This is a genomic window from Formosa sejongensis (assembly GCF_033447105.1).
In the GTDB taxonomy this organism is placed as follows: domain Bacteria; phylum Bacteroidota; class Bacteroidia; order Flavobacteriales; family Flavobacteriaceae; genus Formosa.
Genome location: NZ_JAWQUN010000007.1, coordinates 92,997 through 108,818, shown reverse-complemented (window position 1 = coordinate 108,818; position 15,822 = coordinate 92,997). Strand labels below are relative to the sequence as shown.

16 protein-coding genes are annotated in these 15,822 nt (G+C 33.1%); 8 read left to right on the top strand and 8 right to left on the bottom strand.

The window, feature by feature from the left end; all coding sequences use genetic code 11:
* The first annotated feature begins 99 nt into the window (after positions 1–99).
* The 4 genes from R6X41_RS09495 (at position 100) to R6X41_RS09480 (ending at position 3,207) form a co-directional block, all read left to right on the top strand.
* Positions 100–570: a hypothetical protein gene (locus R6X41_RS09495; protein WP_318499640.1), complete on the top strand. Its 471-nt coding sequence runs from the start codon at positions 100–102 to the stop codon at positions 568–570.
* 151 nt (positions 571–721) lie between these two features.
* Entirely contained in the window at positions 722–1,177 is a 456-nt protein-coding gene (locus R6X41_RS09490; RefSeq protein ID WP_318499639.1) for a hypothetical protein, read from the top strand.
* A 21-nt stretch (positions 1,178–1,198) separates the two neighbouring features.
* Positions 1,199–1,741: an RNA polymerase sigma factor gene (locus R6X41_RS09485; protein WP_318499637.1), complete on the top strand. Its 543-nt coding sequence runs from the start codon at positions 1,199–1,201 to the stop codon at positions 1,739–1,741.
* A complete protein-coding gene (locus R6X41_RS09480) occupies positions 1,741–3,207 on the top strand; it encodes a hypothetical protein (RefSeq protein ID WP_318499635.1) in 1,467 nt (488 codons plus the stop codon). The genes R6X41_RS09485 and R6X41_RS09480 overlap by 1 nt, the downstream gene beginning before the upstream one ends.
* 15 nt (positions 3,208–3,222) lie before the next feature.
* Here R6X41_RS09480 and R6X41_RS09475 read toward each other — a convergent pair whose 3' ends face one another.
* Positions 3,223–3,984: a lysophospholipid acyltransferase family protein gene (locus tag R6X41_RS09475; RefSeq protein WP_318499633.1), complete on the bottom strand. Its 762-nt coding sequence runs from the start codon at positions 3,982–3,984 to the stop codon at positions 3,223–3,225.
* 77 nt (positions 3,985–4,061) lie between these two features.
* On the opposite strand from R6X41_RS09475, the gene trpS reads away from it, so the two are divergent.
* Positions 4,062–5,030 carry a tryptophan--tRNA ligase gene (trpS, locus tag R6X41_RS09470; protein ID WP_318499631.1) on the top strand — a complete coding sequence of 323 codons (969 nt, stop codon included), beginning with the start codon at positions 4,062–4,064 and terminating at the stop codon, positions 5,028–5,030.
* A 55-nt stretch (positions 5,031–5,085) separates the two neighbouring features.
* Positions 5,086–6,543 (top strand): hypothetical protein, encoded by a 1,458-nt coding sequence (locus R6X41_RS09465; protein ID WP_318499629.1) that lies wholly within the window; start codon positions 5,086–5,088, stop codon positions 6,541–6,543.
* A gap of 4 nt (positions 6,544–6,547) precedes the next feature.
* On the opposite strand, the gene dprA is transcribed toward R6X41_RS09465, so the two are convergent.
* Complete coding sequence (dprA, locus tag R6X41_RS09460; protein ID WP_318499627.1) at positions 6,548–7,648, bottom strand: DNA-processing protein DprA; 1,101 nt, start codon at positions 7,646–7,648, stop codon at positions 6,548–6,550.
* 159 nt (positions 7,649–7,807) lie between these two features.
* Between dprA and R6X41_RS09455 the strand changes: the two genes are divergently transcribed.
* Both R6X41_RS09455 and R6X41_RS09450 read left to right on the top strand, forming a co-directional pair.
* Complete coding sequence (locus R6X41_RS09455) at positions 7,808–8,746, top strand: HU domain-containing protein (RefSeq protein ID WP_318499625.1); 939 nt, start codon at positions 7,808–7,810, stop codon at positions 8,744–8,746.
* Positions 8,747–8,870: 124 nt separating this feature from the next.
* A complete protein-coding gene (locus R6X41_RS09450; protein WP_318499623.1) occupies positions 8,871–9,389 on the top strand; it encodes an acyl-CoA thioesterase in 519 nt (172 codons plus the stop codon).
* 6 nt (positions 9,390–9,395) lie between these two features.
* Here the strand turns inward: R6X41_RS09450 and R6X41_RS09445 are convergent, their stop codons facing one another.
* The 6 genes from R6X41_RS09445 to R6X41_RS09420 form a co-directional block, all read right to left on the bottom strand.
* On the bottom strand, positions 9,396–10,625 hold the full coding sequence (locus tag R6X41_RS09445; protein WP_318499621.1) for a murein hydrolase activator EnvC family protein: 1,230 nt from the start codon (positions 10,623–10,625) through the stop codon (positions 9,396–9,398).
* Positions 10,622–11,392 carry a lipoprotein insertase outer membrane protein LolB1 gene (lolB1, locus tag R6X41_RS09440; RefSeq protein ID WP_318499619.1) on the bottom strand — a complete coding sequence of 257 codons (771 nt, stop codon included), beginning with the start codon at positions 11,390–11,392 and terminating at the stop codon, positions 10,622–10,624. The genes R6X41_RS09445 and lolB1 overlap by 4 nt, the downstream gene beginning before the upstream one ends.
* On the bottom strand, positions 11,392–12,753 hold the full coding sequence (locus tag R6X41_RS09435; protein WP_318499617.1) for a tetratricopeptide repeat protein: 1,362 nt from the start codon (positions 12,751–12,753) through the stop codon (positions 11,392–11,394). Before R6X41_RS09435 ends, lolB1 begins: the two co-directional genes overlap by 1 nt.
* A gap of 18 nt (positions 12,754–12,771) precedes the next feature.
* Positions 12,772–13,791, bottom strand: coding sequence for a sugar phosphate nucleotidyltransferase (locus R6X41_RS09430; protein WP_318499615.1), 1,020 nt, complete (start codon positions 13,789–13,791; stop codon positions 12,772–12,774).
* 99 nt (positions 13,792–13,890) lie between these two features.
* Positions 13,891–14,325 (bottom strand): dUTP diphosphatase, encoded by a 435-nt coding sequence (dut, locus tag R6X41_RS09425; RefSeq protein ID WP_318499613.1) that lies wholly within the window; start codon positions 14,323–14,325, stop codon positions 13,891–13,893.
* A 1-nt stretch (position 14,326) separates the two neighbouring features.
* Positions 14,327–15,787 carry a lipopolysaccharide biosynthesis protein gene (locus tag R6X41_RS09420; RefSeq protein WP_318499611.1) on the bottom strand — a complete coding sequence of 487 codons (1,461 nt, stop codon included), beginning with the start codon at positions 15,785–15,787 and terminating at the stop codon, positions 14,327–14,329.
* Positions 15,788–15,822: the final 35 nt, after the last annotated feature.

The following is a 15,822-nucleotide window of genomic DNA, read 5'->3' as shown; positions in this document are numbered from 1 at the left end:
AAATCAAATAATCCCGAATTTAATCGGGATTATTTGATTTCCCACGCAACCTTTCTAAAACTTTTACATCTAAAAAGAAATACTTATACTCATAAACTCATGAAAAAATTACTTTTATTATTCGTAGCAGCATTAACTTTAGCATCTTGCGATAATGACGACGACAACCTTAGTTACACTGACCAGTTTTTACCAACAGCATCGGCAATCGTTCCTGCAGAAATAAAGTTTGACACAAAAACCTTAATAACTATAACATACGAAGAGCCATCATCTTGTTATACTTATGATAGTCTTTCTTTTCTTAAAAGCACTGAAGTCATAGATAATGAAAATGGTGAGCCTATTTTAACTCAAATTAGAACAATTTCTGTAATTAACAGAGTGAACCAAGATAATGAATGTGCTGACTATGAAAGTGAAAATTACCCAAAACTAACAACTGCAGAATTCAATTTTTCTGAAACTGAATCAGGTCCATATCTTTTTAAATTCTGGGCTGGATTTGACGAAAACGGTAAGGATACATATTTAGAATACGAAACAATAGTTTTAGCAGAAGGAGAATAAGTTTTAACTTATTTATTCTTAGGTATACCTCAAAACTAAGGCTTTGAGAAAAAATAACACAAGTTAAAATCCCGATTTATTTCGGGATTTTTCGTTTTTAGACGCAACCTTTTGAAACGATCTGCATCTATAAATAAAAACATAGATACTCATGAAACAATTTCTTTTATTATTTGTAGCCGTATTAACACTTACTTCTTGTATTAATGACGACGATTACTCAAATTATGTATACGAATTTTTACCTACCGTATCAGCAGATGTTCCGGAACAAGTAGTTCTTGGAGAAACCTACAGAATAACAATAGATTATATTAAACCAACATCTTGTTATATTTTTGACGACATTTATTATGTTGCAACCAATGAAGATATAGATGACGTAGATGGTGAACCTATTTCAACTGAAATTAGAACAGTTGCTGTAATTAACGTTGTAAACGAAGATATTGACTGTACTGATCTTAGTGATGAAGAAGGACAAGCTACAGCACAATTTAATTTTGCGCCACAAAAAGTAGGTCCTTATCTTTTTAAATTTTGGATTGGTGAAGACGAAGACGGAGAGGATCTGTTTATAGAATACGAAACATTAGTTGTAGAATAATAATTCAAAATTAAAACTCCTTTGAGTTTAGAACAACTCATATATAATTGTAAACGAAATAAACTAAAAGCACAAAGTGAATTATATACGCTGTATGCAAGCAAATTATATTCGGTGTCTTTAAAATATTCTCGTAATACTGCAGAAGCCGAGGACAATCTGCAAGATGCCTTTATGACTATATTTAGCAAAATTTCTCAATATAAAAATAAAGGCTCTTTTGAAGGTTGGCTAAAACGAATTACAGTAAATACAGCATTGCAACGCTATCGCGAAAAAGGAGTTTTTGATATTATTAATGAAGATATTATAGATGAAACAGTAGAAGTTAACGACCAAGAAGATATCTCTTTAGATTATCTTTTAAAGTTAATTCAAACCTTACCAAATAGGTATCGCTTGGTCTTTAACCTTTATGTTTTAGATGGCTATTCTCATAAAGACATTGCAGATATGTTAGAAATTTCTGTAGGAACATCGAAATCCAATTTAGCACGTGCTAGATTATTCTTACAGGAGAAAATCGAAAAAGACAACTCAAATCTTGAATCACAATCTATTTAATGAGTGATAAAAAACACATAGACCGATTATTTCAAGAACGATTAAAAGATCTTGATGTAACACCAAACCCGAGAGTTTGGAGTGGTATTGAGACGAAATTAAAAGAACAAAAGAAAACTAAACGTGTAATCCCTATTTGGTGGCGCGCATCTGGTATAGCCGCATTATTACTGTTATTCTTAGCTTTAGGTAATTTCGTTTTTAACGAAACAATTACGCAGTATAATATACCAAATACTATTGTAGATACACCTAGTTCTGAGAGTACAAATCCTAAATCCGAAACTACTATCGGTTCAACTAAAAATACGGATACAACTGTTTCAGAAACACAATATCAAAAAGAAGACAGTACACATATAATTACTAAAAATGAAACACAAATTGCAAATCAGACAAAAAAAGAATCTGTTTCTAATCCAAGTAAAAAAGCAACTCAGTATAATGTGAATGACTCAGGATTAGTATCCAACAAAACAAATAAATCATCTAAAACAGAAGCAACATTACCTTATAATACTGTTGCGGCAAAAGAACATGAAACTTCAGAAACGCCTCAAAAAGCAAAGTCTTCTGAAATCCTTTTAAATGAATCTGAATTTCTTCAGAAGAACTCTAGAAGCGCTTCAAACGACAAGGAGAAATCAACAGGAGTTATACCAAACAAAAATTCGCCTTTAGATTCGTTAAGCATTGAAGCGGCCATAGCAGCTACTAAAGTGGTTCCTAAAACAGATCAGAAAACAAAAAAATGGGCTGTTCAACCAAATATTGCGCCTGTTTATTACAGTAGTACGGGTAAAGGCTCGCATTTAGACGACCAATTTGTAAATAACTCCAAATCTGGAGAGATTAACACAAGTTATGGTGTTGCCGTTGGGTATGCTCTTAACAATAAATTTAAAATAAGATCTGGTGTAAATAACTTAAAATTAAGCTTTAACACCAACGACGTTATTCTATTGGAAACGTTAGGATACGCAAACACAGGTATGCCAAGTTTAAAAAATATAGCAGCTACAAATCAGACCGAAAATTTATCTTTTTTTAGCTCTAGTAAAGTAGAGAATTTACAAAGTAGTTCCTTCATAAATTCTAACGAGAATAGTAGCGATATTAATCAGAATATAAGTTATTTTGAAGTGCCTTTAGAACTGGAATACTCCATTTTAAACAAGCGTATTGGTATTAATTTAATTGGTGGATTTAGTACTTTTATTTTAGAAGGCAACCGTATTTATTCTGAAGGGAATAACAGCAGAACGTATATTGGTGAAGCTACAAATATAAACGATGTAAGCTTTAGTACCAATTTTGGAATTGGTTTCGATTACAACTTTTCAGATCGGTTTAACATCAATTTAGAGCCTACTTTTAAATATCAGTTAAATGCATTCAACAATATCTCAGGAAGCTTTAATCCTTATATTATTGGTGTTTACACAGGTTTTAGCTATAAATTTTAGATTGTTCGCCTAAGATTATCTTGCGACTTGTATTTCTCTTTTTTCTTGAAATTGATACAATTGATTCAACATAATTTCTCGTGATTCTAATTTTAAGGCTTTAACATCCTTAAGAATTAAGCCTTTTGTAGGCAAGAATTCATGAACATGAGCACGCATTATCCCTGGACTTCCGCTAAAAAAATCGAACGAAAAACGGGCTTTATTATCGGCAAATGTAATAGGCACGATAGGAATTTGATGATTAATCGCTAAACGAAAAGCACCATCTTTAAATTGATCTAAAAGGATATCTTCATCGGAGACTCCTCCTTCTGGAAAAATACAAATACTTAAACCGGATTGTAATCGTTTTTCTGCACTTTGAAACACGGCATGTCTGCTTCGTAAATTATCACGATCGACTAAAATACATGTGCGTTTATAAAAAAAACCGAATAAGGGAATTTTGGCCAATTCCTTTTTTCCGACAAACACAAATGGATTTTTTATGGTAACCAACATCATCATAATATCTGTCATAGAAGTATGGTTGGCAATAAACATATAACTTTTGTTTTTTTTAGGCGCTTCTTCGCGTTCAATTTTCCAACGAAAACCCATTCCTATTAAAATAAACTTAGACCACAATCTGGCCATTTTATAATAGTATGGATACCAAGACTCCTTAGAAATAGAGATCAAGAGAAAAGGAAAGAGTATAAGTATAGGAATAGCAACCAAAATATAGAACCATATTCGATACAAAACCCAAAATATATATTTAAAAATTGTCATACACTTCAAAAATACACAATTGTATTGAGCTATTTTACTAAAAAAATTACCTTTGTCATTTAATAAGCACAATTATCATGGCAAGAATTTTAACGGGTGTTCAAAGCACTGGAACACCACATTTAGGAAATATATTAGGAGCAATTATTCCTGCAATAGAAATGTCTCAAGTAAAAACTAACGATTCGTATTTATTTATTGCAGATATGCACTCGTTAACTCAAATTAAAGATGCGGAAACCCTTAGACACAACACCTATTGCGTTGCAGCAACTTGGCTTGCCTTTGGTTTAGATGTTGAAAAAGTAGTGTTTTACAGACAAAGTGATATTCCTGAAACAACAGAGTTAAGCTGGTATTTAAGCTGCTTTTTTCCATACCAACGCTTAACTTTAGCTCATGGTTTTAAAGATAAAGCCGACCGCTTAGAAGATGTAAATGCTGGATTATTTACATATCCTATGCTTATGGCGGCAGATATTCTGTTATATGATGCCGAAATTATCCCTGTAGGTAAAGACCAGTTACAACATATTGAAATGACTCGTGATGTCGCGTCTCGTTTTCATGCAAAAATGGGAGAGACGTTTGTACTTCCAGAAGGTAAGATTCTAGAAGACGGTGTCTTAATCCCTGGTACAGATGGTGCTAAAATGAGCAAGAGTAAGGATAACTTGATTAATATTTTTCAAACCGATAAAAAATTACGCAAGCAAGTTATGAGCATCCAAACGGATAGCACACCACTTGAAGAACCAAAAGATTGGAGTACGTGTAACTGTTTTGCTATTTATAGTTTGTTAGGATCTGACGAGCAAATTGCAACAATGAAAGCTAATTATGAAAATGGTAATTATGGTTACGGACATGCTAAACAAGCCCTTTTTGAATTGATTGTTGAGCGCTTTGCTACCGAACGCGAACGTTTCGATTATTACATTAATAACCTTGAAGAAATAGATAAAACATTAGCTATTGGTGCCGAAAAAGCAAGACAAGTAGCAAAAAATACTTTAAGTCGAGTACGCGCTAAAGTAGGCTATTAATACCTCGTACAAATTTGTATCTTTAGAGTATATATTGCCCCTAAATTCTAAAAATATGCCTCCCTTAAAACTCCTACTATTTTTATTCCTTCTTTTGCGTATTTATTTTGGATACGCACAAGAAGGTTTACGTTTTTCTGTAAACCAACAATTATATCTAAAAGGTAATTCGGCATTAATAGGAAATAATATTGTTAGCGAAGATGCTACAAAACCGTTTGATGACCGATCTATATTTAACGATAAAATTAAAATGGAATATATAGATGTCGATGATGATAACGCCACTTTTAGTTCTAGCCAAGCGGTATTAACTCTTCCCGAAAATTCAAAAAAAATAGCTTATGCTGCTTTATATTGGAGCGCTATTTACAAATACGACAAAGGTGTAACACGCACATTAAACGACCAAATTATATATAAAGGAAACGATGATCGCTCGTTAGATGTTAATAAAATTCTCTTTAAAACACCACAAGGCGAATACACCGAAATTAAAGGTTTAATAGTTTACGACAGTTATTTAAATTCGTCATTTAACGACTCTAAACCTTATGTGTGTTATTCAGACGTTACAGAGTTACTTCAGGAAACCGAAACTGTAAACGGCAATTATACGGTTGCCAATATTAGAGCTACCGAAGGTTATGTTTCTGGTGGTTGTTCTGGCGGTTGGTTATTATATGTTGTTTATGAAAACCCGGACGATAAACCCAAATATTTCACCTCCTATAATGGATTTTTAGAAGTAGATAAAGAAGTTATAGACATTACCTTTGCAGATTTTAAAACCAACGAGGTAGGAAATATAAAAACATCGCTTTCTATTGGAGCATTGGAAGGTGATCAGAAATTTAAAACAGATGTTTGTAATGTTTACGATAAAAACATAAACGCATATGTGCCGTTGTCTAACACGTTAAGAGCCAAGGATAATTTCTTTAATAGCACGATTACAATAGACAATTTGTATTTTAAAGATCGTACCCCAAATAGTATGAATACTTTAGGTTTCGATTTGGTAAAAATGGATATCCCAAACAAGGACAACAATATTCTTTCTAATAACAGTTCGGAATTAACGATTGAATTTAAAACCAAAGCTGATAGATTTTATTTATTTTTTGTGGCTTTCGAAACAGAAATCAGTCCAATTTATCTAGAAAATAAAAATGACGATTATTATATGACAGTGGATATAGAGACCTACGCTTTACCACAAGAAGATGATATTACAAAAATAGAACGTTTAAAATCTATTTCTATTCCCAATGTAGAACCGGGATACTACCTAGTTACCAATGTATTTTCTGTTGAAAGTAACACTAAAAAATGGAAAAAATTCTTAACTGAAAAAGGTCACATACCCAAATCCTATAAAAATCCAATTAACAATTGGGATTATATTTATTTAGAAATGAGCGAAGACCCGAATGTGGTGTATTTAAAACAACGTGAATTATCTAGAATCGATTATTTTGAAGATATCTGGATTTTAAAAATCAATATGTAAGTTTTCAAATTAATTCGAACAATTTCCCCGGTAACGGACGAATTACACCTTTCAATTCCATATTTAACAGCGACCCAGCAACCTTAAATATAGGTAGTTTACATGCTATTGCAATGGTGTCTAGTAATTGTTTGTCTGACGTTTTTAAAAAATTGAATATCATCGTTTCCTGTTCATCTAATTCTACAAACAATTGTTTTTGAATCACTTTAGCTTCATTCTCCAATTGCCAATTTAAAATATAAGCGACATCTAAAGGCGTGGACAACAACTGTGCTTTTTGCTGTTTAATTAAATTATTACACCCCATACTTAAACTATCTGTAGGCCTTCCAGGAACAGCAAACACATCGCGATTATAGGAGTTTGCAATATCTGCTGTAACCAAACTTCCGCCACGTACAGCAGATTCGATTACAATAGTCGCCGTACTTAATCCTGCAATTATACGATTTCGTTTTAAAAAATTATTCCGATCAAAAACAGCAGAACTCCAAAAATCGGTTAGGAAACCACCATGTTTTTCAACTTCGGCAACATATCTTTTATGCACTTTAGGGTATATCTGATTTAAACCATGTGCCAAACATCCTACCGTTTGTAATCCGTTTTTAACTGCAGCTTTATGTGCTGTAATATCTGTTCCGTAAGCAAAACCAGATACAATAACTGGATTAAAAGGTGTTAACTCTTCAACAAGATTTTCGCAAAATGCAATACCAGCAGTTGTTATTTTTCGTGTTCCTACAATGCTAATAATACGTTGCGATTGCAATTGTATATTACCAGACTGAAATAATAAAATAGGACCATCTATACAATGTTTCAATTTTTCAGGATAATCCGAATTTTCAAAGTACAGGCAATTAACAGCGTGTTCATTAATATATTCCAGTTCCGTTTCTGCAGCTTTTAAATGTGTATTTAAATTTAAATCATTCAGTCTTACTGTTCCAATACCATCTATTTTGGCAAGGATGTGTTTTTTCTCTTTAAAGACAGCTTCAGCCGAACCACAATGAGCAATCAACTTCTTAGCACCCACGTCTCCAATGTTAGAAACGTGTTGCAAAGCCAAAATATATAAAATTTCATCTTCAGTCATAAGTACATAGAGCCCAATTCAATTAAAAAAGGGAAAATTTTAATCATCTACGTAAATTAATCATTTGATTTTTAACACACAAGAAACTATTTACTTTGCTGTTAATAAAAAGTGAAGCGCCGTCTTTGTACACATTGAAATTTGATTAACTTTGCAATTATGCAATTAGAGACCTACATAAGCGACTTATTATACAGATACGAGTGTGTTATCGTTCCTCAGTTTGGAGCGTTTTTAACACAACGTGTTTCGGCTAAGATTAATGCTGACACCAATACATTTTTTCCGCCTAAAAAAGCCATTTCATTTAATGAACAAATTCAACAAAATGATGGTCTTTTAGCACATTACATTGCCGATGTAGAGAAAATCCCTTTCGAAATCGCGTTAGAAAAAATCAAAACACGTGTTGTTTCAATTAAATCTCAATTGGTTGAAAAAGAAAAGATTTCATTAGATAATATTGGTGAGTTAGCTTTAAATGAAGAAGGTAATATCACGTTCGAACCTTTTAATCATTTAAATTATTTAACTGATGCTTTTGGATTAAACCAAATGGTTTCTCCTGCTATCTCTAGAGAAGAATATAAGCGTGAAGTAGAATCTATAGAGAAAATAATCCCTCTTCATATTACTCCAGAAAGTCGAAAAACACGACCTTATTTCCGCTATGCAGCTGTAGCTATTTTAGCATTGGGAATTAGTGGTTTTATGGGCTCTAAGTATTATGTAAATCAAGTTGAGAATCATAATCAAATTGCACAAGAAACAGCAAATTCTCAGTTAGAGCATAAAATTCAGGAAGCGACATTTGTTATCGAAAATCCGTTACCAGCTGTGAGTTTAACAGTCACAAAACCTGTTGGTATGTATCATATTATTGCAGGTGCTTTTCGTGTAGAAGAGAATTGCGATAAAGTTATATTAAACTTAAAATCTGAAGGCTTTAACGCTAGAAAAATTGGTGTTAACAAATACGGTTTACATCAAGTGGTTTACGATAGTTACGAAAACAGGACAGAAGCTTTAAATGCTTTAAACCAAATTAGAAGAAATAATAATTCTGATGCATGGTTACTAGTAAAAGAGTTAAAATAAAACAAACTTTAAAAAGATATAAAGCGTTATAGGAAACATCCTCTAACGCTTTTTTTATGCGCTATATTGAATTTAAATTTGGAAGTCATCCTCCTCTTTGTACCTTTGAACTAAATACCTATTTATGGAATCAAAAACAGCTGAAGCTACTAAAACAACATTAACAGATCTTGTATTACCAAGCGAGACAAATCCTTTAAATAATATGTTTGGGGGAGAATTACTAGCGCGTATGGATCGTGCCGCAAGTATTGCAGCGCGTCGTCACTCAAGACGGATTGTAGTTACAGCATCTGTAAATCATGTTGCTTTTAACCACGCCATACCATTAGGAAGTGTCGTAATCGTTGAAGCTAAAGTTTCTAGAGCCTTTAAGAGCTCTATGGAAGTCTATATAGATGTTTGGACAGAAGATCGCGAATCTGGGCTTAAAACAAAGGCTAATATTGCCATTTACACCTTTGTTGCGGTTAACGAAAGTGGACGACCAATTCCTGTTCCTGAACTTATTCCTGAAACTAAATTAGAAAAAGAACGCTACGAAGCTGCTTTACGTCGCAAGCAATTAAGCTTAGTGCTAGCAGGTAGAATGAAACCTCATGAAGCTACAGAATTAAAAGCACTCTTTTTAAAAGACGAATAGAACGCCTTACATTTTATAAAGCCACAACGACGGATCCTGTGTTGTACTTTCTTTAAATATACTAAAACTTAAGGTGGTATCTCCAGAAGCGCTATTGGTAAAGACTTGTCCGATAGCCTGATTCGTGGTAACTTTATCACCTTTTTTTACATATACTTTCGATAAATTTTTGTAAGCTGTAAAGTAATTTCCATGCTGAACTAAAATAGTTGGATTTCCTTTTTTCTGAACAATAATCGCATAGACTTCCCCATTAAAAACAGATCGCACTTCTGCTCCTGGACTGGTTGAAATTCGTACACCATTACTATGTATCGTAGCTGATTTTACAATTGGATGTGGTTGATCGCCATAACGTAATTTAACAATACCTTCTTGTACTGGCCAAGGTAATTTACCTTTGTTAGCCACAAAACTAGCTGCTAAATTTTTAGCTTCTGGAGTTAAAGTAAATCCTTTAGAACTTGAACTTTTACCCGCTTTTGTATTCGATTTGGCAATAGCTTCGCGAATTAAATTCTCAATTTCACGATCTATCCTATCAGCTTCTTGTTGCTTTTGTTTGATTTGAGAAGAATATGTTTTTAAATCTTTCTGGATAGATGCCATCAAATCGCGTTGTTGTCTTCGTTCTATTTCTAACTGATTTTGAGCGGCACTGTTTTCCTTTATTAGGATTTGCTTATCTTCTTTTTGCTTTAATAACTTGGTATTCGCAACTTTTAAATCTTCTGTTTTAATCTTAATCGTTTCGCCTTGCTCCTTTTGGTAATCGGTATATTGTTTAATGTATTGTAATCGCTTATAAGCTTGTTGAAAGTTACTAGACGACAATAAAAACATAACCCGACTTTGTTCACTCCTACTTTTATAAGAATGCACAATCATTTCGGCATAATCCGTTTTTAAGGTTTCTAAATCGTTACGAAGTTGAGTAATATTTCGCTGATTAACACCTATTTCCCGCGTTAACAAATTGGCTTGCTGGTTTGTAACTTTAATTAAATTACTTCGCACATTTATTTTGTGATTTAAATCTTCAATTGTCGATAATTGCGATTTCTCTTTCGTTTTGTTTTTGAACAACATACTGTTTATTTGCTCAATTTCTTTACGCAATTCTTGTCGGCGATCTTCTAGCTCCTGTTGTTTTTTACTTTGAGAAAACGCAGAGATGCTGCTTAATAAACAGATAAAAAAGACAATTAATATATATGGGGACCGTGCTTTAATCATTTAAGTTCTATAGCTTCAAAACCTGATGGAATTTTAAAAGGAAAATTCAAATTTTCGTTCAAAGATACAGATTTCAATTCCAATTCTATAATAGTTTCGCTTCTAGCTTCAACAGCATTTATTTTTATATGTTCCGGAATAATCTGCCCTGCAACTTCTTGATATTTTAAGTAATTTATTTCTAGAATACGCTCTTCTTGTGGTTGCGATAATTGCTGAGATACAATTTTAAAATACGTTGGATTTATAATATAAAACAATTCGAATAATGCCTTTTGATTTTCTGGCTGAACTAAATATGCTTCATCATATATTGAAGACACATATTTAGTTTCTTTTAAGTTGAAAAGTGCCTCACCCAATAACAAACTCTGAACTTTATTAAAATCTAAATCTGTTCCTAAAAAATCGCTTAACAATTTATAATCGCCTTCAAAAAACGTATTATCTAATTTGTTATAGAAACTTACTTTATCTGGTGTAATTAATAATCTTGCGGCAGAAAATGGACCGTTTAACCAAATGGCTTTATCTTTTTCTATTCGTAAATTTATAGATATAGATTTAGAACTGTTACCCTCAGAATATACCGCTTTAACTTTAGCAGAAAGTGTCTTAAATTGGGCTACTTGTTTCGCGTTTTCTTTAATTAATTGCTTAGTATTTAATTTTAAGTTCGCGTCTGTTGCTGTTAATGTTTTAGTAGATTTACATCCAACGGTAACCATTAAAATCATGACTGTTATAATACGAAGTAGGTGTTTCATTACTTAGGAATTTCTATTTTATTTGCTTTTTCTAAAAAGCGTTTTGCTTCGTTAGACTGATTTAAGCCCAAATGAGATTTTGAGATTTGGTAGTAAAAATCACTCTCTAATTTATTGTTATCAATAATATAATCCAATCCCATATTTAATTGTTCTAAGGCATCTTTAAAACGATTTAATTTATTTAAAGATAAGCCAGCCATTAAGTATAGCTCGGGCTGTGACGGATATTTAACTAAAGCTTCTGCTGTTTTTTTATAGGCCAAATCGAATTGTTCTAAATCGATATGAAGTACTATTATATTTCTTGTAATACCGTAATTATCGCCTTCTAACTGAAGCGCTTCAGTATAATATTTTATAGCTTTTTCTTTCTCGCCTTTTGTAAGATAATATTGTGCTAGCTCTACAAGTGTTTTACCATCGTTAGAATCGCCAACCATAGCCGAAACTTCTACTAAATCTTGTTCGTATTCTGGATTTTCGCCAACAAATCTTACAAAATCTGAAAGTACTAACACTTTTGCTTCTGCTTTTATTTGCGGACTTTTCATCGAAATTTTCATAGATTCAATGGCATTCTCAGGCTCGTTATTATCTAAGTAAAATTTATATAATGCCAAATGAACTAATTGTGAATTCGGGTTAATTTCTAGTAATTTTTTAGCTGTTTCGAATGCTTTTTCAGCATCTCCACTTTCGCTATAACGATAAATTAAAGCGAGATAATTAGATTCTTCATCAGGATTATTCACTACACGTTCTTCAAGATTTTCAATTTGTTCTTTCTTCTGTCCTGTAGCATCATAAATCTGATTTCTTAAAAAGTCGCGATTTAAAGACAGTCCAAATTCTTTATCCAACTCGTCTAAAACTTTAATCGCTTCGTTATAATCCTTAGTTCTCACGTATAAAGCAGCTAAATCTTCTTTATAATCGGGATGGTATTGAACCAGTTGCTTTAGCGTTTTTATGGCTTTATCATACTCATTTTGTTGCGCGTATACATCGTAAAGTTCGTCTAAATACCATTCGTTATCCGGTTCTAACTTTACGGCTTTTTTTAAAGCTTCTTCTGCTGCACCAAAATTTTTGAGTTTGTTGTAATTCTTGCCCATTTCAAAATAGAGTACAGATTGCGTATCGTCTATAGCTATACATTTCTGAAGTGCTTCTACCGAGCGGTTGTAATTTTCTATTCCTTTTTGCTTTAATGCTTCAAAGAATAATTCTTGAAATTGATCGTTTACTACGCCTAAATCGTCTGAAGGTTTAACCGTAGGTATAACTTGAGCATGAGATTGCATGGAAACCAAGAAAAGTCCCAAAAAACCAAACTGAATAATGGTCCTAAATCTCATGCTCATATTGTAATTCACTTATTTTAAGACTGAATAATCGCCAATACTAATGGTTTTAAAATGTCCATCAAATTCTACATAATTACCAATCATTGCTTCATCTAAATTAGCATTTTTAATAGTTGAATGATTACTAATTATACTATTTTTAACGGTTGTATTTTCTAATACACACCCATTTCCAATTGACACATCTGGTCCTACTGTTGTATTAGTCAAGACTACATCTTTACCTATATAGCAGGGCTTGATAATGGTCGAATTATTTAAGGTAACAGAATCGTCAACTAATTGTTCTTCTCCATCGGCTTGTAAAAAACCTAACATTTTACCATTAGTCTCTACAGTTACAGCTTTGTTTCCGCAATCCATCCACTCATCAACCTGACCTGTTTTAAACACTTTCCCTTTAGCCATCATGCCTTTTATACCATCATTTATTTGGTATTCTCCACCATTAATAATGTTATGATCTAACACATACTGAAGTTCGTCTTTAAGAACGGCTATATCTTTAAAATAGTATATCCCGATTACAGCTAAATCGCTTACAAAAGTTTCAGGTTTTTCAACTAATTCAACTATTTCGTCGCGCTCGTTTAATTTAACAACTCCAAAAGCTTCGGGCTTATCGACTTGCTTCACCCAAATAACGGCATCGGCATCTTCATCTAAATTAAAATCGGCACGAATTAAAGTATCGGCATAAGCCACAACTGCTGGTCCTGATAAAGAATCTTTTGCACTCATTATCGCATGACCAGTACCTAACGGTTGGTCCTGACGATAGATAGATGCTTTTGCTCCAAGATCGTTAGCAAGTTTAGTTAGACTTTCTACCACATCGTCTCCAAAAAATGCTGGGTCGCCCAAAATAAAGGCTATTTCTTCAATAGGTTCATCAATTACTTTTGCAATATCTTTTACCAAACGATGAACTATAGGTTGTCCTGCAACAGGAATTAATGGTTTCGGTACTGTTAATGTGTGTGGACGTAATCGCGAACCGCGACCTGCCATTGGTACTATGATTTTCATTCCTCTCCCTAACCCTCTCCTAAAGAGAGGGAATTTTTATTTAAGTTAATAATGTTTGTTTCGTTATCGTTTTCCCCTTTGGGGAATTAAAGGGGATGTTTACTTCTTCCCAGTACTTCCAAATCCACCTTCTCCTCTTACGGTTTCCGATAGGGTTTCAACTTCTAAAAATTGCGCTTGTTCGTGTCTTGCAAATACCAATTGAGCAATACGTTCGCCGTTTTCGATAGTAAAATTTTCATTAGACAAATTAACTAAAATTACACCAATTTCTCCTCTATAATCCGCATCTATGGTTCCTGGTGCATTTAGTACTGTAATACCATGTTTCGCTGCCAAACCGCTACGAGGGCGAACTTGAGCTTCGAAACCAACTGGTAATTCTATAAATAACCCTGTTTTTACTATGGTACGCTCTAAAGGTTTTAATGTAATCGCTTCGGTAGTAACAGCACGTAAGTCCATCCCAGCTGAAGCTTCAGTTTCGTAATGTGGTAAAGCGTTACTCGATTTGTTTATAATTTTTACTTTCATATTATCTTTTTAATAAACTTTGAATGTCTTGTTTTTCAAACTTGTATATTATCAGTATAAATACAGAAAGTAACCCGACTCCAACCACATAATTTTCTCTAAAAAAATAGAATGAAACGATAGAAAAGGTTACTGATATTAATATATAAGCACTAATTTTTTTGATGTTATACGGAATGGGGTAATATTTTCTTCCGAAGTAATACGATAGCAAAACCATGCTACCATATGCTGCTAAAGTAGCGATTGCGGAACCTTTATAACTGATGATTGGAATAAGCCAGAAGTTTAAAACTAAAGTCACTATTGCTCCAAATATTGAAATATAGGCGCCAAATTTTGTGCGGTCTGTAATTTTATACCATACCGATAGGTTATGGTACATCCCTAAAAATAGATATGCTAGAAGAATAATTGGAACTACAGACATGGCCTCCCAATAGTCTTCACTACGTATTACAATTACTTTTAAAATATCGGCAAAAACAATAACACCTAATAGAATTAAAGAGCCAATAGTGACAAAGAATTCCAGAATTTTAGCATAATTCTTTTGCGGATTCTTGGTTTTAGCATGACTAAAAAAGAAGGGTTCAATTCCAAGTCGATATGCAGTTGCAAAAAGCGTCATAAACAGTGCGAGTTTATAACAAGCTGAATACATTCCCACTTGTGTATCTGCAATATTCTCAGGCAGTAGTTTACTAAGTAAGATACGGTCGAAGGTTTCGTTTACTGAAAAAGCTATTCCAGCAATTAAAACAGGAAAGGCATAACGCATCATCCGTTTCCATAAATCGGAGTTGAAGTTATATTTCACTTTCAAATAAAAGGACAACAGTAACACTAAAGTAACCGCACTAGCCACTAAATTGGCAATAAAAATATAATTAATCTGATAGTTTTCTATATATAAACTTTGGAAGGCATTCTGATTTAAAGCCAGTTTAGGAAGCCATAAAAGGAAGAATAAATTCAAGCCTAAATTAATCACGACATTCACGATTTTAATAATGGCGTAGTGCATAGATTTTTCGTTAGCACGTAACCAAGCGAACGGGATAATAACCAAGGCGTCGAAAAGTAAAATCCAAATGACTAATTTGATGTATTCTACTTTAATCTCTGTGATATAAGCAATCTGATTTTGAAATAATAATGCTAATCCAAAAAACGCAAATGATGAAATTGTTAAAGAAATAGTGGATGTTCCAACAACATCATCCTGATTTTTTTCATGGTTAAAAAACCTAAAAAAAGCGGTTTCCATCCCATAAGCAAGAATAACATTAAACATCACAAACCAAGAGAAAATAACAGACACGGTACCATATTCCGCAACCGAATTTAACACTCCTGGAGACGTGTATAACGGCACCAAAAAGAAATTAAGCATACGAGGCAACACTGTTGCTAAACCGTAAATAAATGTCTGTTTAAAAAGGCGTTGTAAAGAGCTCAATATATTAAAATTCTAGGAGGCTAAAAATATAGAAA